Below are 20,712 nucleotides of genomic sequence, written 5' to 3'. Positions count from 1 at the left end.
GGCGTGGTGTTGCCCGAAGGAAGCCGCATGGTCACCATCGCCGCCGCCGATCCCTCGACCGCAACGGTCGCGTCTGGGCCAGCTTGCGTCCGCTCCCGAATGGCGGGGCAGGCCATGCCCATGGTGCTGGTGTTCCTGATGGTGCTGTGTGTAGGCCTGCTGGTGACTTTCAATACTGGTCAGGTTGTTGGTAAAAAGGTCGAACTCACCAATGCCGCCGATTCGGCGGCGTACAGCATCGCCGTCGAACAGGCACGGGCGCGCAATTTTTCCGCCTATCTGAATCGCGGACGCGTCGCCAACGAAGTGGCGATCGCGCAGATCGTCAGCCTCAACTCCTGGTTGACCATGGTGCACTCATCGTCAGTGCACTTTGAAGATGTCATTGAGGTTGGAGAAGTCCTGCTGTTCTGGGTTCCAGGCCTCAATGGAGTGTTGGCAGCCATCGACCGTGCGATGACCGCAATCAATACCGCACTCAAGTCATTTCGCCGAGTATTCATCGACACCATGGCGAAGCCCGGCATCTTCATGCTGGATCAAGTGCTAGATCATCCCTATGCGCTTGCTGCCGATGCTGCAGTTGGAGAGTACGCATCCGGAGCAAATGTATTTGCCATGGCCAACAAAGTCGTCAAGGACAACGTTCCCGACGCAGAACTGACGCTTGTGGGAAAGGGTGTATTGGCGAAGAACGTCGTTTCCGCGAGCAATCAACTGGAAAGCTACAATCCCGGCAGGCGCAAAGGCCTGAACGGCACGAACACTGGCGGCGAGCGCTACAGGAACGTCGTGATGGCTTCACGGGACACATTTACTCGTGCCCGCGACGGCACGGCTTTCGGCGTATTCAATAACAACGGCGGCACCGACATGGTCGAGTACGACCGCTGGTCGGCCGTCGATACCTTCCAGCTGAAGATTCCTCTCCTCTTCACCAGCATCAAGATTCCTATCGGTTGGGCAGGAACCCAGGCGGTGCAAGGACGCAAGCCGAGCTTCTTCGCTGGCATGAATAATGGCCGGGGATGGAAATCCCCCTATGAGAACAATCGCGTCTACCGGGCCTACAACGGCACGAAACGTAGCGACATCGCCGGCGCCTTTATCGAAGGCGATCCTGCCGTCCTCCCCGATTTCAAGCGCGACAAGGCATTCCTCGACACTTATCAGTACGGCATCAGCCCACGCTATCGCGACGTCAAGGACATCTATTCGCAACAACCTGATGGCGACAAAGCAGGACCGATCTATACCGTCGAAGTCGGCACGCAGATCGACAAGGCGCGCACCAGTTCCTCGCTGAAAATCGGAAGCGGGCGTATGCAACTTAAGGATCAGGCCCATAGTGACCAACTGCGTGCAATGGCAAGCGCACAGGTCTACTTCAATCGTCCCTACGAACTCTCCGCCTTCCGGCGATCGGTGTGGGGCAGAGGCGACAGCAAGTTCGAAAAAGGTAGCCTGTTCAGTCCGTACTGGCAGGCGCGCTTGGTGAAAACACCCGATTCCGACCGAAGACTCCTGGTGGCCGCTCCATGATGTTATCGACCAACCCATTCCGTGCCCTATCACTTGCCTGCATGGCGTCGCTGGCATTCACTGCTGGCTGCCAGTCACATGATGCGAGCGAACACGGCAGCGAAGGGAACACGTCCTCCGAGTCTTCCGGGAGCGGCGTCAAATCGCTGCCTGCTCTCCATGTTGTCCTGACCTGGGAGTCCCGCAGGAACGGCGAGAATCTCGAACGCAAGAACTATCAGGCCAAGCTCGACGCGTGCCGTGGTTCCGGAATGCCCACACGCGCGCTCTCGGTAGCAGAAGAGGCAAAGCTGGGAACCGGCGAGGTCGAGATCATGATCGACGCACACCGCCAGTTTGCTCACCAGGTCAGCTGGACCCTGGGCGCCGACGGCGATACCGGCCAGACAGCGTGCCTAATCAAGCTTGAAGAACACATCGACAAGGACGCGATCGATAACGCCGACGGAATGTATATGGCAATCGACAGCGACACACGCGCACAGGATCGCCAAACCGTCCAAGCGACGGGATGGACGCTGGCCGGCGACGGTCAGATCAAGGGCCAACCCTGCACACGCTGGCAGAACGGCAGGCAAGAGGTCTGCATGTGGTCGGGCGGCACTAGGTGGGGCTTCTCTGAATCGCCCGCTGACGTCGCCAGCTGCACAATCGATGGAGCCGGCGCGTACCTGCAGGCAATTCCGCTTGACGCCAAGCCGTTACAGGGCGGCAACGGCTGCGTATTGCAGGTGCGTTCGTTCAGCCTTGGCAACGGCCTGATTCCTTCCAACGTGGCGGGTGAGAAGGAAGAAAACTAGGAGGACGCAGGATGAAGACGACGTTCTTTTCGAGCGCGCGTAGGATGCGCGGACAGGGGATGGTGGAGTTGGCGGTGTGCGCCGCCGTGCTGGTGCCGCTGTTCCTGTTGATTCCAGTCATCGCCAAGTTCGGGCACAGCAAGCAGATGGCGATGCAGGCGGCACGTAATGCCGCGTGGGAAGCCAGTGTGGCCGGAAACTATCAGCCACCAGGCCGCGCCGTGCTACAGAGCAAAGCATTGGATCGCAATTTCGCCGATGCCGATGCGCCCATCACCAGTCGCGCTTCCAACAGCAACAGTGGCGTGTTCTCCGATCAGATGCTCAATACCTTTTCGAATCGGAAGCTGCTGGAGAAGCGCGACCTGTCGATCACCCGCACCTCCAACACTGGCTCGCCGGGTTATGTCGATGAAGCGGCCACACTGCTACCGAAGAACTACTTCGACAAGGCATTCCCCCCTAACAAGAGCGGCTACGTCACTGCAGAAGTGATGCTGAACTATCGCGACTTGAAGACCGCAGATGGCCGGCCCGCCCGTTTTCTCGAACCGCTGGACAATCTCAACTTGGTCGAAAAGCGGCATCAAACTCTGCTCACCGATGCATGGAACGCCTCCGGCCCGCGAACTGGTGCGCGTAGCGTCATCGCTACCGTGCGGCCATTGGCTCCTGTCTCGTACTTCGAGGGACTTGATGGTGTCTTCGATTTGATGAAGCCATTGAAGCCAATCTTGCCGATGGTGGGCTCTCTTGGCGATCTGGAGTTGGGTACGATCGAGCCGGATATCGTTCCTGCCGACAAGCTCGCCAATTATCCGATCAAGCCGGGTAAGCCGTGACTCCGCACGTCCCCCACCACTTGTTCGCAAGCGGAATGGTCTTGCTCCTTTCCGCCTTGGCAGCGCAGCCCGCCCTCGCATTGGACTGGCCAGAGGTTCCTGTCCCCGACCAGGCTTCGGGCGAGATCGTCTCGGAGCACATGCTCTATAACGGCATTGCAATGCGCGCCAGCCGTTTCCGTCTTGCGCAATCGCCGCAGCAGGTCGAGCAGTTCTATCGCAAGGAGTGGGGAAGCACTGTCGTGACTACGCCGATGGGTAGCAAGACCGTTCTCGGGCATATGACGAAGGATGGCTACTACATTACGGTGGAACTGAGCGGCGACGCCACCTACACGCAAGGGCAGATCGGCGTCATGGAACTTCCGAAGAAGGATCTACCGGCCGACGGCGTCGGCAAAGGCTTCGGTCGGCTACCGGACACGCAGGTCGCCGAGGACATCGTCTACATGGACACGCCGCGTCACGTCAGGACATTGAGCATGCTCAACCGCTACACGCCGCTGCAGAACCAGCAGTACTACACACGGTATTTCGCCGGGCAGGGCTATGCGCGCGATGGCTCTTCCTCGGTCTGCACCACAAGCAGTCCGCACTGCGTCTCCCGCTTCACCCGGCAGGACGATCGCGTCACCGTGACCTCGAGCCGCGGGCAGACCGGCACCGTGATCGTGGCGGTGATCGAGTGAACGCGCGCGCGCTGTCCTGCCGGCGCCGGCAGCGTGGCCAGTCCACGATCGAGTACACGGTGGTGGTGATGGCGCTGGTGATCGTGCTGATCGCCAAGCCCGATTTGATCACAGAAGTGGTCACGGCCCTGAAAGAGCTCTATTCCGCCTTCGTCTATGCCATTTCGGTCTCCGACGTGCTGTCGGCCTGAATCCCTCTCGAGCTAATTCGCCGACGGCGCCTCTTCAATGCAGAAACCCAAACTCAGCAAGAACGTATTTTTCATCCTGATCGCGGTGGTCATGGCTGGCCTTGCCGCCTTCATTGCGGTCAGCTACATCCGCGCCACCGTCGCCGAACGCACCCAGGACAATCGACCGATGGTCGACGTCGCGGTCCCGGTGAACGATCTACCGCAGGGGGCGATCCTGCAAGGCAGCGATCTGGCCCTGCGCACCATCCCGGCCGAATTCGCGCCCGCCGACGCGGTCACTCCTGACAACCACACCCAGTTCGAAGGCAGGATGCTGCGTGCACCGGCACGTGGCGGTGCGCCGTTGAGTGCCAGCGCCCTTGTTCCGCTCTACGACCAGTTCTCGCGGCTGATTCCCAAGGGAAAGGTCGCCTACACGATGAGCGTGGACGAGAACAATTCGATCTCGGGCATGATCGCACCGGGCGACCTGATCGACATCTTCTTCGTCAAGGACGCCTCCACCGACAGCAATGGCGCCGCTGGCAGCCAGGCATCGGGTGCGCAGGTGTTCCCGCTGCTGCAGAAGATCAAGGTCCTGGCCACCGGCAGCCGCATCGGCGAAACGCCGGCGCCGAAGGAAGGCGAGGAATCCAACACATCCACTGGTTTCTCCAGCGTCACCCTGGAGTTGGATCAGTACCAGGCCAAGCAGCTGGCCGTCGCCTCCAAGGTGGGCGCGGTGCGCGTGCTGCTGCGCGAAGTGCAGGACACCTCGCCCGGCGCGGCAACGGGCATGAGCGAGAGTCAGTTGTTGCGATCGCTCGGATCGGGCGATCCGGCAAACACGGGCAGCGGAAGCAGCCGCGTTGAGTTCATCATTGGCGGAAAGGGTTAAGCATGACGCAGGCAACACGTCGCAGGAGCAAGGCCGGAGCATCGGCGCCATGGTTGGCTGGCGTGTTGCTGGCGGGCATCGGGGGATGGAATGCATCGGCACAACAGGCCGCAAGCTCTGCACCGGCGGCACGGCCCGCTGCGCGGGCTGCAGCGATGCCTGCAGCGCAGGCAGCACCGGCGGCTGGCCAGGCAGCGGACACGCCGTCGGCTGAGCAGGCGCGACTGATGGCGCAGGGACGCCAGGTCGACCAGCTCAAGCAGACGATGGAATCCCAGATCCAGGAACTGGGCAGCAGCGGATCCTCGTCGGGCGGTGGTGGCGTCGCCCTGGCCGGCGACAAGAAGCCGTCTGTCGCCCCATTGATCCAGCCGTCGCAAAGCATCTATGCCGGCGAGGCCGTGGTGCGGCGGGTTCCCGGGGCGCTGCGGCGCATCGCGGTCGGCGACGGCGAGGTCTTGAGCGTCTTCTCGGTCGGCAAATCCGAACTGGTCATGATCGGCACCAAGCCCGGCAATACCAATGTGCACCTGTGGATGGCCGACGGCAGTCAGCGCGATGTCAGCGTCACTGTTACAGGGAGCAAGTCCGACGGGGTGGCAGAGACCGTACGCGAATTGCTTGGCGATACTCCCGGAATCACGGTCAGAGCCATCGGTGCCAACGTGGTGATCTCCGGCAACGACGTCGATGCCGCAACCACCGCCAAGATCCAAGCATTGCGTAATGTCTATCCGCAGATTCTGAACTTTGCGGGACCGGATCCGGTGGGTATGCGTCCGATGGTGCAAATGGATGTCTCCATCATGGAGTTCAACAAAAACGCGGTCGAGGATCTTGGCATTCGCTGGGACAGCACGATTGACGGTCCCATCGGAGGTTTGATTCGTGATGTCACTACCAACAACTACTTCCGCGTTCTTCCGAAGGACAATGAGACGTTCAATGATGTCAAGGACCGTCTTCCGACCCGGCTATCCGGGCCGCAGGGCTACTTCGGCATCGCCACCACGATCGCCTCGAAGATCAACCTGCTGATGAGCCGCGGCAAGGCCTGGGTGCTGGCGCAGCCCAAGCTGAGCGCCAAGAGCGGCAGCAACGCGACCTTCCTGGTCGGTGGCGAAGTGCCGATCGTGGTGCCGTCGATCCTCGGCCAGACCCAGATCGAGTACAAGGAATACGGCATCCGCCTGAACATCAACCCGTCGGTCAACTCGTCCAATCAGGTGAATACCTCGATCATGGCCGAGGTCAGCCGGATCGATCCGTCGGTGTCGGTGCAGGGTGTGCCCGGCTTCCTGACGCGGCGCGTCGAGACCGAGATCAACGTTGATGCCGGTCAGACCATCGTCATTTCCGGGCTGCTCGATCGGGAAGCCTCCAAGGCCGTGGACAAGCTGCCACTGCTGGGCGACATCCCGATCCTGGGCAAGCTGTTCCGCTCCGATGGCTTCCGCGGCAACAAGACCGAACTGGTGATCTTCGTGACCCCGCGCATCGTCAGCCCGACCTCGCCGGAGAACCTGCAGGATCTGCAGCGCGCCCAGGGGATCGAGAAGGAGTTGCAGGACGAAATCAGCCCCCGCCAAGACAAGTTGATCAAGTAATCCACCCCACGGAGCGCAAGGTTCACCACCATGTTCACAGTGCTGATCAATACGCCAGGAGGCGACACGCGTCAGGTCAAGTGCATGCACCGCGAGTGCGGCATCGGCCGCGCCGATGCCAATCTGGTGATGCTGCAGGGCTGGAACATCGCCGGCAAGCACGCCACCCTGCTGCGCGAGGACGAGGGCGTCTTCATCCTGCCCCTGGGCGGGCGCGAGCCGATCACGCTCAACGGCAAGGTGGTGCTGGCCAAGCAGGGGCCGATCGACGGCAAGGACGAGATCCGCATCGGCCAGTACATGCTGAAGGTCAGCGGCGACGATGCACGCATCGTCAGGCAGACGCCCGCCGCCAATGACGGCGCGGCGGTCAGGGCCACGGAAGCGCCTGCGGCAGCCACCGACGCCGCGCCCGACCAAACGGCGCCCGCCGCGACGGACATGGTGGTGGCCGGGGCGCCGCCTTCCGATATCGCCACCTGGCGCACCAAGCTGCACATGGCGCTGGTGCGGCAGATGGACCTGCGGCGCATGGACGTGCGCAGCATGGACGACAGCGCACTGCGCGACAGCACCATCAACCTGATCGACGACATCCTCAAACGCGAGTTCAGCGATCTGCCGGCGGACATCAGCCCGCGCAGACTGGCCAAGCAGGTGCTGGACGAGGCGATCGGACTGGGGCCACTGGAAGACCTGATCGACGATCCGACCGTCACCGAAATCATGGTCAATTCGCACGATGACATCTTCATCGAGCGCGCCGGGCGCATCCAGAAGTCCGAGGTGGTGTTTTCCAACGAACGTGCCTGCCTGGCCGCGATCGAGCGCATCGTTACGCCACTGGGGCGGCGTATCGACGAAAGTTCTCCGCTGGTCGACGCGCGCCTGAAGGACGGTTCGCGCGTCAATGCGGTGATCCCGCCGGTCGCGCTGCGCGGTCCCAGCATCAGCATCCGCAAGTTCGCCACGCGCCGGCTGATGGGCGAGGACCTGCTCAAGTTCGGCTCGCTGAACCAGCCGATGCTGGACTTCCTGATCATGGCCGTGCGCGAGCGCCGCAACATCGTGGTGTCCGGCGGTACCGGCTCGGGCAAGACCACCCTGCTGAACATCCTGTCCAACTTCATCCCGGACGGGGACCGCGTGGTCACCATCGAAGATGCGGCGGAACTGAAACTGGTCCAGCCCAACCTGGTGGCGCTGGAAGCGCGCCCGCCCAACATGGAGGGCAAGGGCCAGATCACCATCCGCGACCTGGTCAAGAACGCGCTGCGCATGCGCCCGGACCGTATCGTCGTCGGCGAGTGCCGCGGCGGCGAGTGTCTGGACATGCTGCAGGCGATGAACACCGGCCACGAAGGCTCGCTGACCACCGCGCATGCCAACAATCCGCGCGAGACGCTCTCGCGCCTGGAGGTGATGGTGATGATGGCCGGCATGGAGCTGCCAATGACGGTGGTGCGCGAGCAGATCGCGTCGGCGGTCAACCTGATCGTGCACCAGCGCCGCTATCCCTGCGGCTCGCGCAAGGTCAGCCACATCACCGAAATCACCGGCATCGAAAGCGGCACCATCCAGATGCAGGACCTGTTCCTGTTCAAGCCCACCACTTACCACGGTCCCGACGGCAAGGTCGCCGGCAACTTCGTGGCGACCGGTGCGGTACCCGAGTTCTACGAAGAGCTCGCCGAGCGCGGCGTGTCGGTGGATCTTGGCATCTTCCGCAACCAGGGAGGCGCGCGCTGATGGGCCTGTGGCTGATCGCCCTGCTGGTGTTTGCCGGAACCGCGATGGCCATCCTGCTGATCGCGCGCTCCAGCGAGCAGTTCCTGAAGCGCTACCGCGAAAGCTTCATGGACCAGGCCCGCATGAACCTGACGGATATGTTCCTGTTCCTGGATCCGGCCCAGGTCTACATGATCAGCGCCGTGGTGATGGTGATCGTGCCGCTGCTGGTCTGGATGCTGACCGGCAGCCTGGTCATCGCGGTGCTGATCGGCATCTTCCTGATCTTCGCGCCGCGCAAGATCTACGCGTTTCTGCGCAAGCGTCGACTGGAGCAGATCCAGGAGCAGCTCCCGGACGCACTGCAGATGCTTGCCAGCAGCCTGCGCGCCGGCGTCGGCTTCGCGCCGGCGATGGAAGTGCTGGTTCACGACGGTCAACCGCCTCTGGCCCAGGAACTGGCGCTGGTGCTGCGCGAGCAGCACATGGGCATCCGCGCCGAAGAAGCGATGGAGAACTTCAGCAAGCGCGTGCCCATCACCGATGCCGAACTGTTCGTTTCGGCAGTCAATATTTCGCGCGAGGTCGGCGGCAACCTGGCCGAGACCCTGGCGACCCTGGCCGAAACGCTGCGCCGCCGCCTGACCATGGAGAAGAAGGTGAAGTCGCTGACGGCGCAGGGCCGCCTGCAGGGCATCGTCATGGCGATGCTCCCGGTGTTCCTGATCGGCTACCTCAGCGTGATGTACAGCGAAACCATGCAGCCGATGTTCCACAGCTGGCACGGCTGGGTGGTGATCACCATCTGCCTGGTCATGGAATACCTGGGCTACCGTCTCTGCAAGAAGATCATGACGATCGACGTATGACCTGGATGCTCGCCCTCGTCGCGCTTCTTGCCGCCGGCGCCGTCGCCCTGGTGGTCATCGGCACGCGCGGCGTGATCCGCGAAGTCGAACTGGAAGACCGCACCTACTACGATCCGCTGCCGCGACTGATGCAGCTGATGTGGCCGCTGGTCACGGTGCTGACCCGGCGTATCGCGCCGCGCCTGAGCGTGGCGCAACTGGAGCAGACCCACCGCCAGTTGCAGGCCGCCGGCCAGGACTACACGCTGACGCCGGAAGAGTTCTACGGCTTGCGCATGGCCAGCGCGCTGGTGGTGATCGCCTTCTTCCTGCTGTGCACCGGTATGCTCGGCCACCTGGGCATCGGCTCGGGCCTGATGTGCCTGCTGTTCGGCGGCGTGCTGGGCTGGCTGTATCCCGCACTGTGGCTGGGCGAGCGGCGCAAGGCGCGGCAGAAGACCGTGGTGCGCGACCTGCCGGTCTACCTGGATTTCATCACCATGTCGGTCGAGGCCGGCCTGAACGTCACCGGCGGCATCGAACAGGCGGTGGCCAAGGGACCGTCCGGCGCGCTGTCGCAGGAGTTCTCGCGCATGCTGCGCGACCTGCGCGCCGGCCTGCCCCGCGCCGAGGCGCTGCGGCGCATGGCCGAGCGCATGGACATCCAGCAGATTACCAGCTTCACCAGCGCGCTGATCCAGGCCGACAAGGTCGGCGCCAACCTCAGCGACACGCTGCGCGCACAGGCCAACCAGCGCCGCGAGGAACGCTTCCTGCGCGCCGAGAAGCTGGCGCTGGAGGCACCGGTGAAGATGATGCTGCCGCTGGTGATGTTCTTCTTCCCGCTGATCTTCCTGTTCCTCGCTTACTTCATCTACTTGAAGATGCTGCAGGAGGGCATCCTGTGAAACGTGGATGCATCGAGCGCAGCGCCGGCGCCCCGATCCCGCGGGTGTGGGCGGCGGATACCTGGTGGTCGCGTGCGCGTGGCCTGCTGGCGCGCCCGGCACTGGCCACGGACGGCTCGGAAGCCCTGCTGATCCGCCCCTGCGCCAGCGTGCATACCATCGGCATGGGCTACCCGCTGGATCTGGTGTTCCTGGGCCGCGACGATGTGGTGCTGGAGTGGCGCGAGAACGTCAGGCCGTATCGCACGGCGATGTGCCGGCGCGCCGCGACCACCATCGAGTTCCATGGCGGTGCGCTGGACCGCCTGCAGCCGCAGCGCGGCGAACACTGGCACTGGCGCGCCACCGCGCCGGCGCCTTCCTCTCCGGGAGCCCGGTCATGAATGCACGCGTCCGCACCCTCCGCAGTCGCACGTCGATGCGCGGCCAATCCATGGTGGAACTGGTGATCATCACGCCGGTGCTGCTGTTCCTGCTGCTCGCCGTCATCCAGGCGGTGCTGCTGTACCGCATGAAGTCCACGCTCGATTACGCCACGCTGATGGCCGCTAGGGCCGGCGCGGTCAGCGGGGTGGACCGGGAGGAAATGCGCAAAGGTTTGGCCAAGGGCATGATGCCGCTACATGTCCACGAAACTGGCCAGGCGGCGGTCGAACAAGGGTTCTGGGCTGCGTACTACGATCTCAGGGTAAACAGCCAGATCACCGTCATCAGTCCCACCCGCGCCGCATGGAACAATTTCAAGGAGCGCCAGTACGACGGCAGCTATGCGCTGCCCAACGACACGCTCGCTTACCGCAGCACGGCGATCGGCAGCAGCGGCGTCAATGTCCAGGACGCCAATATCCTCAAGATCAAGGTGGTCTACAACGCAAAGCTTGACGTTCCGTTCGTCGATTGGGTGTTGGGGGGAAAGTCTCAGTATCTGAAGCCGGGCACGTTTGAGTCCTCCCCTCTCCAAACGTTCACCCGACGCCTGCCCATCGAGAGCTATGCGATCGTGCGCATGCAGTCGCCGATCTACACGCAAGGCAACCTGGACAAGTGATGCCCCGCCTCGCGCTGCTGGCCTGCATAGCACTGCTGTGCCAGATCATTGCCGGCTCGGCATGCGCCGAGGACGCCGCATTCTCCGGCGTCGCCCAGGTCAGCACCAACGAGCTTGGCGGCCTGAGCCGGATCCAGCCGCGCGGCGCGGCGCAGCCGGCGACGGTGTTCTTTCGCGACGACGCGTTGCGCATCCAGTTCCAGGATGCCAGCGGTCGGTCGTATGCGCTGATCCTGGCAAAGGGTGCGCCCACCGGCTGGATCGTCGGCCAGCAGGGCGGCGCGATGCCCGTTCCCGGCATGCGCTGGCCGCTACGCTTCGATCCGGAGCAACCCTGCGCGGGACTCGGGATGTTCGCCGACTGCCAGCGTGGCGACAGCGGCCTGCGCGCGGGCCGCGACGCGGTGCAATGGCGGTACCGCCTGGCCAATCCGGACGGACCCGGTAGAACCCGGCAAGGCACGATGTGGCTGGACCGTGAGACCGGCCTGGTGCTCGCCTATCGCGGCAAGACCGGGCTGGAACAGCAACAGCACTGGGACATCCAGCGCGTCGACTACGGCCCGCAGCCGGACGCCTTGTTCCAGCCGCCCGACCTCGCGCACTGATCCCGCGTCCCCTGCAATCCATGCGCACGTCGCCCGCACCTGGTCGACGCGGGTTCACGGTTCTGCAGCAAGATCGGTCGATCGCGCCGTTACACTAGATGGGTTCGTCCCCCGACAAGGAGTATCTCCGTGAAAAAAGCAGTAGCGGCGACGTTGGCCCTGGCCGTCATCGCAAGTCTGAGCGCCTGCAAGAAGCACGAGCAGTCCGCGCATCCCGACGATCAGGCGACGCCCCCCGCGGCGACCGCCAGCGCGACGCAGGACGCGTCCACGCAGCACGCTGCCGCCAGCACGGCATTCGATCCGGCCAGCCTGCCGGTGTCCGACGTCCCATTGGGAGACTTTCCTTACATCGCCCTCCCCAGCGGATACGTAGCCGGAACGAAACCAGACATTGCTGACTTCGATCAAGTGCCTTTCTGGACAGGTGATCGTCTGGAGCCGGTGGAAGGCAGGGTGTGGTCCGCGCATATCCGATCCGAGGCAGGGAAGACGTTCTCGGATCTGGAACTTGAACGCAATATCGAAGCCGTCGTGTCCGCCATGGGCGGCAAGAAGATCTTCGACGGCAAGCTTCCGGAAACAGCAGGGAAGAAAATCAATGAATGGCCACGCGACTTCGCCACCAAGTACAACAGTGGCTTGGGCGACGTCTGGAATGGTGTCACGCAGGTATATGTCGTACATCGCGCCGATCGCATCATCTGGATCCACTTGTGCACCGACCAGTTCGGCGCCGGCCTGCTGATCGCCGAGACCAAGCCGCTGCAGGTCACCGCCAGCCTGCTGCCGGCCAGCGAACTGAAGACGCAGATCGACAAGACCGGCAAGGTGGCCCTGCACGTCAACTTCGCCACCGACAAGACCGACATCCTGCCCGATTCGCAGCCGCAGATCGCGCAGGTCGTGCAATTGCTCAAGCAGGACGCCGCGTTGAAGCTGGCCGTCAACGGCTACACCGACGGCACCGGCGATGCCGCGCACAACAAGACGCTGTCCGAGGGACGCGCCAAGGCGGTGGTCGCCGCGCTCGTCGCGCAGGGTATCGAGGCGTCGCGACTGACCGCGGCCGGCTTCGGCGATGCCGATCCGGTGGCCGACAATGCCACCGAGCAAGGCAAGTCGCAGAACCGCCGCGTCGAGCTGGTCAAGAAGAGCTGACCCACACGGGGGCACCGCTGCATGCGGTTCCCCCGCTGCGTGCGGGTCGCGATGCGGCGCATCGGCATGGCCGATGGCGCCGCATCGTCGGCAGGACCGCACGTGCGCTCGTTTGCCGGCATGCGTTCCCGCAGTCGGACGCCTCCCACTCCATGGCGATCCACGTCTCATGCGTATCCTGATTCTCGGTGCCGGCGCGACCGGCGGTTACTTCGGTGGACGCCTGGCCCAGGCCGGCGTCGATGTCAGCTTCCTGGTGCGGCCGCCGCGGGCCGCACGCCTCCAGCGCGACGGCCTGCGCATCCGCAGCCCGCGCGGCGATGCGGCGATCGCGGTGAGCACGCTCACCGCCGAAACGCTGCCCGGCGCCGCGCAGGCGCGGCCGTTCGATCTGGTGTTGCTCAGTTGCAAGGCCTACGACCTGCAGAGCGCGCTGGACGCGGTGGCGCCTGCGGTCCACGCGGGCACCAGCGTGCTGCCGATCCTCAATGGCCTGCGCCACTACCCGGCGCTGGATGCGCGCTTCGGTGCGGAGCGGGTCGTCGGCGGGCTGTGCTTCATCAGCGCGGTGCTGGATGCCGACGGCGCGATCCAGCACCTGGCCAAGCCGGCCTCGCTCACCTTCGGCGAGCGCGACGGCCGCGGCGCCGACAGCGCGCGTGTGCGTGCCCTGGCCGAGGCCTGCACGCAGGCCGACGTGGACCATCTGGCGACGCCGCGGATCGCGCAGGAGCAATGGATCAAGTACACCTTCCTCACCGCGCTGGCCTCCGCCACCTGCCTGATGCGTGCGCCGATCGGGCGTATCGTCGCCAGCGACGATGGCGTGACGCTGGTGCGCGGCCTGTATGCCGAATGCACGGCGGTGGCCGCGGCGGCCGGCGAACCGGTGCCGGAGGCGGCGCAAGCCAGCGCATTGCACCTGCTGACACAGCCAGGCTCGCCGATGAAGGCGTCGATGCTGCGCGACCTGGAAGCCGGGCAGCAGGTGGAGGCACAGCAGATCGTCGGCGACATGTTGGCCCGCGCCCGTACCGCCGGGCACGAGGCACCGCTGCTGATGGCCGCGTACTGCCACCTGCAGGCCTACCAGGCCGGTCTGCCCGCGCGCTGAGGTTTGCCGCGGGAAGCCGGTGCCGCGCGCGGCCGTCCCTGCCCTGCGCAGGCCAGCCACGGTCTTCCAGGCAATGTCGTACTCAAGCCGCCCCGAGGGCGGCCCTGCGTCTTCGCGCGCCGCTGACGCCTCTGGCGCCTATGCTCGCCCACCACACAGGGGCGAGCGGGCACGCACATGGAAAAACTGTTCCGCGGCGGGCATTTCCTCATCATCCTGCTGTTCCTGCTGTGCGCGGCCGGACTGATCTGCATGGCCGTGCTGGAGCTATGGCACGGCCTGACGCCGGGCGGCGAACTGGTGGTGCGCGACCGCTTCAACGTGGTGCTGGAAGCGATCGGGCTGCTCACCGTGGCGCTGGTGACCCTGGAACTGGGCCAGACCATCTACGAGGAAGAAGTGCAGCGCGACGTCAAGGTCAGCGGACCGACCCGGGTGCGTCGCTACCTGTCGCGGTTCTTCGTGGTCATCGTCATCGCCCTGGCGATCGAGACCCTGGTGTCGATCTTCGAACTGATGCACGACGATCCGTCCAAGCTGCCCTACGCGTCTGCTGTGGGCCTGTGCGCGGCGCTGCTGCTGGTCGCCTGGGGCGTGTTCGTCAAGCTCAACCGCAGCGCCGAAGAGCTGGAGCCAGAAGCGATGGCCGAGGCCAAGCGCGAGGACGCGCAAGTCGATTGAGGGGGCGGTAGTGCCGCCGATCGCGCTACCCGCGCAGGAGCGGCTTCATCGGCGACCGATGCAGACCAAAGCCGGCTGACACCATCATGCGTCGGGACTGAAGTCCCTCCCACAAGAAAATCCCAACGCCCTCCGTCCAGGATCTCCACCGGCGCATCGGCCGGCACGTTCGCGCAGAGGATCGGCATGGCCGCCGGGCTGTCAGCCGTGACGGTTGCCCGGTCGCGGCTGAAGCCGCTCCTACAAAAGACGCGTGCAGCGCGCGGTTCCACGAATCCCCAATCCCCAATCACGATCCCAGGCACCAGCTCGCTCAGGCCGGCGTCGGCAGCCGGAAGAAGGTCCGCGCGGCAGCAGTGCTGGAAGCAGCGACCGTCGCCACGTCTTCGCCACGGTCGCGTGCCAGCTCCTCGACGATGTGCGCGAGGAACGCCGGTTCGTTGCGGCGGTCCTTCGGCGTCGGCTTGAGCGTGCGCGGCAGCAGGTACGGCGCGTCGGTCTCGATCATCAGCCGGCCGGCAGGGATGTGCTTCACCAGCTCGCGCAAGTGCGCGCCGCGGCGCTCGTCGCACAGCCAACCGGTGATGCCGATGTACCAGTCGCGGTCCAGGTAGTCGAACAGTTCCTCGCGGCTGCCGGTGAAGCAATGCACCACCGCCGGGCCGAGCTTGCCGTCGAACTGGCGCATCAGCGCCATGAAGTCGGCATGGGCCTCGCGCTGGTGCAGGAACAGCGGCTTGCCGGTGTCCACCGCCAGCTGCAGCTGCCGCTCGAAGGCGCGGTGCTGCGCCGGCCGCGGCGAGAAGTCGCGGAAGTAGTCCAGGCCGCACTCGCCCACCGCCACCACCTCGGCGTGCGCATGCAGCGCGCGCAGTTCGGCGTCGCATTCGGCGGTGTATTCCACCGCGTGGTGCGGATGCACGCCGGCAGTGGCGTACAGCAGACCCGGATGCTGCTGCGCCAGTTGCAGCGCCAGCGGCGAGTGCTCGCGGCTGGCGCCGGTGACCACCAGTTGCGCGACGCCGGCGGCGCGGGCGCGCTCCAATACCGCGTCGCGGTCGCGGTCGAAGGACTCGTGGGTGAGGTTGGCGCCGATGTCGATCAGGGTCATGCGGTTGCGCGGGAATCTGCCGGGAAAGCGGCTGATTGTACGGGCCACGTGGCCGCCGCCGCTCCACGGCGGCGCGGCGGCCCCGTATCCTTTGCCGATGACGTCCTCCGTGTTTCCGATCGATCCGCTGCTGCCGCAGATCCGCGACAGCCTCGCCGCCCATCCGCGCCTGGTGCTGGAAGCCCCGCCCGGCGCCGGCAAGACCACCCAGGTGCCGCCGGCGCTGCTCGACGCGCCGTGGCTGCAGGGCCGGCGCATCGTGATGCTGGAGCCGCGCCGGGTCGCCGCGCGCAGTGCCGCCACCTTCATGGCCCGGCAGCGCGGCGAAGCGCCGGGCGAGACGGTCGGCTACCGCATCCGCTTCGAGAACAAGGTGTCCGCGCGCACCCGCATCGAGGTGGTCACCGAGGGCATCCTGACCCGCATGCTGCAGGACGACCCGATGCTCGATGGGGTCGGCGCGCTGCTGTTCGACGAATTCCACGAGCGCCACCTGGCAGCGGACCTGGGCCTGGCGCTGGCCCTGGACGTGCAGGCGCAGGTGCGCGAGGACCTGCGCATCGTGGTGATGTCGGCCACACTGGACGGCGAGCGCCTGGCGCAGTTCCTCGACGCGCCGCGGCTGTCCAGCGCCGGCCGTAGTTTCCCGGTGGAGATCGCGCATTTCCCGGCGCGACGCGAGGAGTCGCTGGAGGCGCAGGCGCGGCGCGCGGTCGAGCACGCGCTGCAGCAGCACCCGGGCGACGTGCTGGTGTTCCTGCCCGGGCAGCGCGAGATCGGGCGGGTGCAGGCGGCGCTGGAGGCGGCGGGGGTTGGGGGTGGAGCGGCGGGTGTTGCTCCAGCAGGTGCCGCGTCCGGCGCTATCCCAGCCGGCACCGCCTCGGCCGTACCCTCATCCGGCGCTGCGCGCCACCTTCTCCCGGGGGGAGAAGGAGGAGGCGTCGAGGTCCTGCCGTTGCATGGCGAGTTGCCGGTGGAACAGCAGAGCAAGGTGCTGCAGCCCGATCCGCAGGGGCGGCGGCGCGTGGTGCTGGCGACCAACGTCGCCGAATCCTCGGTGACGCTGCCCGGGGTGCGCGTGGTGATCGACGCCGGGCTGGCGCGCGAGCCGCACTACGATCCCAACAGCGGCTTCTCGCGGCTGGACGTGACCGCCATCGCCCAGGCCTCGGCCGACCAGCGCGCCGGCCGTGCCGGCCGCGTCGCCAGCGGCTGGGCCTACCGCCTGTGGCCGCAGTCGCAACGCCTGGAAGCGCAACGCCGCGCCGAGATCCTGCAGGTGGAACTGGCCGGGCTGGCGCTGGAACTGGCCGCCTGGGGCAGCGATGGGCTGCGTTTCGTCGATCCACCGCCGCCCGGCGCATTGGCCGCCGCACGCGAGCTGCTGCAGCGGCTCGGCGCGCTCGCCGACGGTGGCGCCATCACCGCCAGCGGCCGGCGCATGCTCGCGCTGGGCACGCATCCGCGTCTAGCGGCGATGCTGCTGGCGGCGAACGATGCGCGCGCGCAGGCGCTGGCCTGCGACCTCGCCGCCCTGATCGAAGCGCGCGATCCGCTGCGCCAGGGCGGCGACGCACTGGCCGCGCGCTGGCGTGCCCTGGCCGCGTTCCGCCGCGGCCGCGTGCCGCACGACGCCAACCGCGGCGCGCTGGCGGCGATCGACGCGGCGGCCAAGCAGTGGCGGCGGCGCCTGCGCAGCGACGCCGCAGCGCCGGACAGCGTGGAGGCGCATGAACTCGGCGATCTGCTGGCCCACGCCTTTCCCGACCGCATCGGCACCCGCCATCCCAGCGATCCGCTGCGCTACCTGCTGGCCAACGGCCGCAGCGTGCGTCTGTTCGACAACAGCGACCTGCGCGGCGAGCCCTGGCTGGTCGCCACCGAGTTGCGCCACGAGGCCAAGGACGCGCTGTTGCTGCGCGCCGCGCCGGTGGACGAGCGCTACCTGCGAGCGCAGTTTCCGCAGCGCTTCTCGCAAGAGGACACGGTGCGCTGGGATCCCGAGCGGCGCGCGCTGAGCGCGTTGCGCGAGACCCGCTTCGATCGCATCGTGCTCGACAGCCGCCCCGCCGGCCGCGTCGAACCGGCGCAGGCGGCCGCGGCATTGACCGAGGCGGTGCGCGAACTGGGACTGCAGGCGTTGCCCTGGAGCGAGGGTCTGACGCAGTGGCGCGCGCGGGTGGCCGGGCTGCGCCAGTGGATGCCGGAACTGGACCTGCCGCACCTGGGCGATGCCGCGCTGCTGGCCAGCCTCGACGACTGGCTGCGCCCGGCCTTCGCCGGCAAGACCCGGCTCGATGCGCTGAGCGAGGACGAACTGGGCGAGGCACTGAAGGCGCGGCTGCCGTGGGACCGCCGCCAGGCCATCGACCGCCACGCGCCGGTGCGCATCGCGGTGCCGTCGGGCATGGAACGGCGCATCGACTACAGCCTGGACCATGCCGGGCAACCGCAGCCTCCGGTGCTGGCGGTCAAGCTGCAGGAACTGTTCGGCCTGGCCGACACCCCGCGCGTCGCCGACGGCCGCGTGCCGCTGCTGCTGCACCTGCTCTCGCCCGGCGGACGGCCGCTGCAGGTCACGCAGGACCTGCGCAATTTCTGGTCCAGCACCTATCCGGAAGTGAAGAAGGAAATGAAGGGTCGCTACCCGCGCCACCCGTGGCCGGACGATCCCTGGACCGCCACCGCCAGCCACCGCGCCAAGCCGCGCGGCACCTAGGGCCACTCGCGCCGCATTCAGCGGGCAGACGAATCCGCGGCGCTGCGCTAACACCCCGTATACGGTACGAGGGCGACACTGCAGCCCTTCATTCCTGCCAGTAGGGGACGCCCATGAGCAAGCTGACCATCATCACCGATCGCGCCCTGGATCTCGCCAGCCACGCCGGCGACAGCCTCAAGCACTTCGGCCCGCAGGCGAACAAGTGGCTGCAGTCGGGCAAGGCGGTGGGCGCGCTCAAGGCGGGCGCTGCGCTGGGTGCGGTGAAGACCGGCACCAAGGTCGCGCGCACCGCGGTGCGCCGCAATCCGGCCGTGGCCATCGCCGCTGCCGCGGTGGGCGTGGGCCTGCTGGGTTACGCCATCTACCGCAAGCGCCAGCGCGACAAGGGCGCGCCGATCGAGGGCAATGCCCAGCGCATCGAAGCGGCCAACAAGCGCGGCAATGTCGGTGCGCGCCGCAGCGCCGCCAGCACCCGTGGTACGCGCCGTGCCGCGGCCGCGCAGGACGCTACCGAAGAGTGAGTTGCGCGCGCGGCCTGACGGTCGCCGCAGTGCCATCCGCAGCGACCGGGAGAGATCCCGGTCGCTTTTTTTATGGATTCGCTGCGACTCTGCGCTGCTTTCTAACGTAGGAGCGGCTTCAGCCGCGACCGGAACACATCGGTAACGCCTCGGTCGCGGCTGAGGCCGCTCCTACGCGTCGCCAGGCACCGCACGCATCACAGCGCGCGCCAGGCGCCCGGTGCCAGTCCGTCCAAGCGGTGTGCGCCCATCGCCGCGCGTACCAGGCGCAGCGTCGGCAGGCCGACCGCTGCGGTCATCCGCCGCACCTGGCGATTGCGTCCTTCGCGCAGCACCACCTGCAACCAGGCATCGGGCACGCTCTTGCGGAAACGCACCGGCGGGTCGCGCGGCCACAGCGGTGGCGGCGCGTCCAGCAACGTCACCTCGGCCCGTGCGGTCGGGCCGTCGTTCAACAGCACGCCGTCGCGCAGGCGCTGCACCTGCTCCGGTTGCGGCGCGCCTTCCACCTGCACCCAGTAGGTCTTGGGCTGCTTGTGCCGCGGATCGGTAAGACGGTGCGCCAGCGCGCCGTCATCGGTCAGCAGCAGCAGGCCCTCGCTGTCGTAGTCCAGGCGTCCGGCCGCGTACACGTCCGCGGGCAGGCCGAACTCGGCCAGGGTGCGCCGCGGCGGCGTGCTGCGGTCGGTGAACTGGCACAGCACGTTGAAGGGCTTGTTGAAGGCGATCAGCATCGGCGGGAACGGCGGCAGGCCTGCGCCGCACGGCGCGGCGCAGGTATTGTCCCATGCGTCCGCGCCGCGTCGCCGGTGCGCCGGCTCAGCGCTTGACGAACTTCAGGGTCATCCGGTCGCTCTCGCCGATCGCCTGGTACTTGGCATCGTCGGCGGCCTCGTGCTGGTTGCTCGGCGGCAACGTCCACACGCCACCCGGATAATCCTTCGTGTCGCGCGGATTGGCGTTGACCTCGCTCTTGCCGGCGAGCTTGAAGCCGGCCGCCTCGGCCATGGCGATCACCTGCGCCTGGCCGACATAGCCGCTCTTGTCGTCGGCCGGCACGTCGGCCTTGGCACGGTGCTCGACCACACCAAGCACGCCGCCGGGCTTGAGCACGTTGTAGAAGCCCTTGAACATGCCCTCGGCCTGGCCGGCCATGCGCCAGTTGTGCACGTTGCGGAAGGTCAGCACCAGGTCCGCCGAGCCGGGCGGGCCGAACACCGGCGCGTTCGGCGCATACGCCACGATGCGCGCGCGGTCGTACTGCGCCGGCGCCGCGGCGAACTTCTGCTCCAGGCCGGCGCGCGCCTTCTGCTGGTAATCGCGGCCGCGGCCTTCCGGCACGGCCGCCGGATCGACCACCGCGGCGATGTACTGGCCGCGCTCGCGCAGGTACGGCGCCAGGATCTCGGAGTACCAGCCGCTGCCCGGGGTGATCTCGATCACCGTCTGCGTCGGCTTGATGCCGAAGAACGCCAGGGTCTGGCCGGGATGACGGTAGGCGTCGCGGGCGACGTTGGCGCGGTCGCGCCAGCTGCCGTCGATCGCCGTCTGCAGCGCCGCGTCCGGCGCTGGCAGCGTGGCGGTGTCGGCGGGCTTGATCGCCTGCGCCGCGGGAGCGAGCAAGGCAGTGGCGACCGCCAGGGTGCAGGCGCAGGCGAGCGAGGTTCGAAGCGTCATGGCAGGCATCCGCAAGAGAGGTGCCGCGAGCCTA

21 protein-coding genes are annotated in these 20,712 nt (G+C 66.4%); 18 read left to right on the top strand and 3 right to left on the bottom strand.

Going from position 1 to position 20,712, the window contains the following annotated elements; translation table 11 throughout:
- The first annotated feature begins 27 nt into the window (after positions 1 to 27).
- From PG878_RS01690 to PG878_RS01615, 16 genes are all read left to right on the top strand, one after another.
- The gene (locus PG878_RS01690; RefSeq protein ID WP_209030491.1) at positions 28 to 1,542 is read left to right on the top strand and encodes a Tad domain-containing protein; all 1,515 of its coding nucleotides are present in this window, start codon (positions 28 to 30) and stop codon (positions 1,540 to 1,542) included.
- On the top strand, positions 1,539 to 2,342 hold the full coding sequence (locus PG878_RS01685; RefSeq protein ID WP_209030490.1) for a hypothetical protein: 804 nt from the start codon (positions 1,539 to 1,541) through the stop codon (positions 2,340 to 2,342). Before PG878_RS01690 ends, PG878_RS01685 begins: the two co-directional genes overlap by 4 nt.
- 11 nt (positions 2,343 to 2,353) lie before the next feature.
- Positions 2,354 to 3,184, top strand: coding sequence for a pilus assembly protein (locus tag PG878_RS01680; RefSeq protein WP_244672542.1), 831 nt, complete (start codon positions 2,354 to 2,356; stop codon positions 3,182 to 3,184).
- A 35-nt stretch (positions 3,185 to 3,219) separates the two neighbouring features.
- A complete protein-coding gene (locus tag PG878_RS01675) occupies positions 3,220 to 3,873 on the top strand; it encodes a hypothetical protein (RefSeq protein ID WP_209030608.1) in 654 nt (217 codons plus the stop codon).
- Entirely contained in the window at positions 3,870 to 4,064 is a 195-nt protein-coding gene (locus PG878_RS01670; protein ID WP_209030489.1) for a hypothetical protein, read from the top strand. Before PG878_RS01675 ends, PG878_RS01670 begins: the two co-directional genes overlap by 4 nt.
- A gap of 37 nt (positions 4,065 to 4,101) precedes the next feature.
- Positions 4,102 to 4,944 carry a Flp pilus assembly protein CpaB gene (cpaB, locus tag PG878_RS01665; RefSeq protein ID WP_209030488.1) on the top strand — a complete coding sequence of 281 codons (843 nt, stop codon included), beginning with the start codon at positions 4,102 to 4,104 and terminating at the stop codon, positions 4,942 to 4,944.
- A gap of 2 nt (positions 4,945 to 4,946) precedes the next feature.
- Complete coding sequence (locus tag PG878_RS01660; RefSeq protein WP_244672541.1) at positions 4,947 to 6,551, top strand: type II and III secretion system protein family protein; 1,605 nt, start codon at positions 4,947 to 4,949, stop codon at positions 6,549 to 6,551.
- 30 nt (positions 6,552 to 6,581) lie between these two features.
- The gene (locus PG878_RS01655; protein ID WP_209030487.1) at positions 6,582 to 8,300 is read left to right on the top strand and encodes a TadA family conjugal transfer-associated ATPase; all 1,719 of its coding nucleotides are present in this window, start codon (positions 6,582 to 6,584) and stop codon (positions 8,298 to 8,300) included.
- Positions 8,300 to 9,148 (top strand): type II secretion system F family protein, encoded by an 849-nt coding sequence (locus PG878_RS01650; RefSeq protein ID WP_209030486.1) that lies wholly within the window; start codon positions 8,300 to 8,302, stop codon positions 9,146 to 9,148. The genes PG878_RS01655 and PG878_RS01650 overlap by 1 nt, the downstream gene beginning before the upstream one ends.
- On the top strand, positions 9,145 to 10,035 hold the full coding sequence (locus tag PG878_RS01645; RefSeq protein ID WP_209030485.1) for a type II secretion system F family protein: 891 nt from the start codon (positions 9,145 to 9,147) through the stop codon (positions 10,033 to 10,035). The genes PG878_RS01650 and PG878_RS01645 overlap by 4 nt, the downstream gene beginning before the upstream one ends.
- Positions 10,032 to 10,418, top strand: a complete 387-nt coding sequence (locus PG878_RS01640; protein WP_209030484.1) for a DUF192 domain-containing protein — start codon at positions 10,032 to 10,034, stop codon at positions 10,416 to 10,418. Before PG878_RS01645 ends, PG878_RS01640 begins: the two co-directional genes overlap by 4 nt.
- Entirely contained in the window at positions 10,415 to 11,083 is a 669-nt protein-coding gene (locus tag PG878_RS01635) for a TadE family protein (RefSeq protein ID WP_209030483.1), read from the top strand. Before PG878_RS01640 ends, PG878_RS01635 begins: the two co-directional genes overlap by 4 nt.
- On the top strand, positions 11,083 to 11,691 hold the full coding sequence (locus PG878_RS01630; RefSeq protein WP_209030482.1) for a hypothetical protein: 609 nt from the start codon (positions 11,083 to 11,085) through the stop codon (positions 11,689 to 11,691). Before PG878_RS01635 ends, PG878_RS01630 begins: the two co-directional genes overlap by 1 nt.
- 129 nt (positions 11,692 to 11,820) lie before the next feature.
- Entirely contained in the window at positions 11,821 to 12,852 is a 1,032-nt protein-coding gene (locus tag PG878_RS01625) for an OmpA family protein (RefSeq protein ID WP_311186008.1), read from the top strand.
- Positions 12,853 to 13,021: 169 nt separating this feature from the next.
- Positions 13,022 to 13,966, top strand: a complete 945-nt coding sequence (gene panE / locus PG878_RS01620) for a 2-dehydropantoate 2-reductase (RefSeq protein WP_209030481.1) — start codon at positions 13,022 to 13,024, stop codon at positions 13,964 to 13,966.
- Between the two features lie 177 nt (positions 13,967 to 14,143).
- Positions 14,144 to 14,647: a hypothetical protein gene (locus tag PG878_RS01615; RefSeq protein WP_010340560.1), complete on the top strand. Its 504-nt coding sequence runs from the start codon at positions 14,144 to 14,146 to the stop codon at positions 14,645 to 14,647.
- Positions 14,648 to 14,960: 313 nt separating this feature from the next.
- Here PG878_RS01615 and PG878_RS01610 read toward each other — a convergent pair whose 3' ends face one another.
- Positions 14,961 to 15,758, bottom strand: coding sequence for a TatD family hydrolase (locus tag PG878_RS01610; protein ID WP_209030480.1), 798 nt, complete (start codon positions 15,756 to 15,758; stop codon positions 14,961 to 14,963).
- A gap of 97 nt (positions 15,759 to 15,855) precedes the next feature.
- On the opposite strand from PG878_RS01610, the gene hrpB reads away from it, so the two are divergent.
- Together hrpB and PG878_RS01600 are read left to right on the top strand one after the other, a co-directional pair.
- Positions 15,856 to 18,477 (top strand): ATP-dependent helicase HrpB, encoded by a 2,622-nt coding sequence (hrpB, locus tag PG878_RS01605; protein ID WP_244672539.1) that lies wholly within the window; start codon positions 15,856 to 15,858, stop codon positions 18,475 to 18,477.
- 113 nt (positions 18,478 to 18,590) lie between these two features.
- A complete protein-coding gene (locus PG878_RS01600; protein ID WP_010343704.1) occupies positions 18,591 to 19,001 on the top strand; it encodes a hypothetical protein in 411 nt (136 codons plus the stop codon).
- A gap of 197 nt (positions 19,002 to 19,198) precedes the next feature.
- On the opposite strand, the gene PG878_RS01595 is transcribed toward PG878_RS01600, so the two are convergent.
- Together PG878_RS01595 and PG878_RS01590 are read right to left on the bottom strand one after the other, a co-directional pair.
- Positions 19,199 to 19,735 (bottom strand): pseudouridine synthase, encoded by a 537-nt coding sequence (locus PG878_RS01595; protein ID WP_209030479.1) that lies wholly within the window; start codon positions 19,733 to 19,735, stop codon positions 19,199 to 19,201.
- A gap of 85 nt (positions 19,736 to 19,820) precedes the next feature.
- Positions 19,821 to 20,678, bottom strand: a complete 858-nt coding sequence (locus PG878_RS01590) for a class I SAM-dependent methyltransferase (protein ID WP_209030478.1) — start codon at positions 20,676 to 20,678, stop codon at positions 19,821 to 19,823.
- Positions 20,679 to 20,712: the final 34 nt, after the last annotated feature.

It is taken from the genome of Xanthomonas hawaiiensis (genome assembly GCF_031834635.1).
Taxonomy (GTDB): Bacteria; Pseudomonadota; Gammaproteobacteria; order Xanthomonadales; family Xanthomonadaceae; genus Xanthomonas_A; species Xanthomonas_A sacchari.
This window is presented reverse-complemented; position numbering and strand designations above follow the sequence as displayed.

Coding starts and splice junctions, on each gene's coding strand:
- PG878_RS01645 (WP_209030485.1), top strand. CDS start 9,145: ATGACCTGGATGCTCGCCCTCGTCGCGCTTCTTGCCGCCGGCGCCGTC.
- PG878_RS01595 (WP_209030479.1), bottom strand. CDS start 19,735: ATGCTGATCGCCTTCAACAAGCCCTTCAACGTGCTGTGCCAGTTCACC.
- PG878_RS01610 (WP_209030480.1), bottom strand. CDS start 15,758: ATGACCCTGATCGACATCGGCGCCAACCTCACCCACGAGTCCTTCGAC.
- PG878_RS01650 (WP_209030486.1), top strand. CDS start 8,300: ATGGGCCTGTGGCTGATCGCCCTGCTGGTGTTTGCCGGAACCGCGATG.
- PG878_RS01685 (WP_209030490.1), top strand. CDS start 1,539: ATGATGTTATCGACCAACCCATTCCGTGCCCTATCACTTGCCTGCATG.
- PG878_RS01615 (WP_010340560.1), top strand. CDS start 14,144: ATGGAAAAACTGTTCCGCGGCGGGCATTTCCTCATCATCCTGCTGTTC.
- PG878_RS01660 (WP_244672541.1), top strand. CDS start 4,947: ATGACGCAGGCAACACGTCGCAGGAGCAAGGCCGGAGCATCGGCGCCA.
- hrpB (WP_244672539.1), top strand. CDS start 15,856: ATGACGTCCTCCGTGTTTCCGATCGATCCGCTGCTGCCGCAGATCCGC.
- PG878_RS01675 (WP_209030608.1), top strand. CDS start 3,220: ATGGTCTTGCTCCTTTCCGCCTTGGCAGCGCAGCCCGCCCTCGCATTG.
- PG878_RS01690 (WP_209030491.1), top strand. CDS start 28: ATGGTCACCATCGCCGCCGCCGATCCCTCGACCGCAACGGTCGCGTCT.
- PG878_RS01655 (WP_209030487.1), top strand. CDS start 6,582: ATGTTCACAGTGCTGATCAATACGCCAGGAGGCGACACGCGTCAGGTC.
- PG878_RS01635 (WP_209030483.1), top strand. CDS start 10,415: ATGAATGCACGCGTCCGCACCCTCCGCAGTCGCACGTCGATGCGCGGC.
- PG878_RS01680 (WP_244672542.1), top strand. CDS start 2,354: ATGAAGACGACGTTCTTTTCGAGCGCGCGTAGGATGCGCGGACAGGGG.
- panE (WP_209030481.1), top strand. CDS start 13,022: ATGCGTATCCTGATTCTCGGTGCCGGCGCGACCGGCGGTTACTTCGGT.
- cpaB (WP_209030488.1), top strand. CDS start 4,102: ATGCAGAAACCCAAACTCAGCAAGAACGTATTTTTCATCCTGATCGCG.
- PG878_RS01590 (WP_209030478.1), bottom strand. CDS start 20,678: ATGACGCTTCGAACCTCGCTCGCCTGCGCCTGCACCCTGGCGGTCGCC.
- PG878_RS01600 (WP_010343704.1), top strand. CDS start 18,591: ATGAGCAAGCTGACCATCATCACCGATCGCGCCCTGGATCTCGCCAGC.
- PG878_RS01630 (WP_209030482.1), top strand. CDS start 11,083: ATGCCCCGCCTCGCGCTGCTGGCCTGCATAGCACTGCTGTGCCAGATC.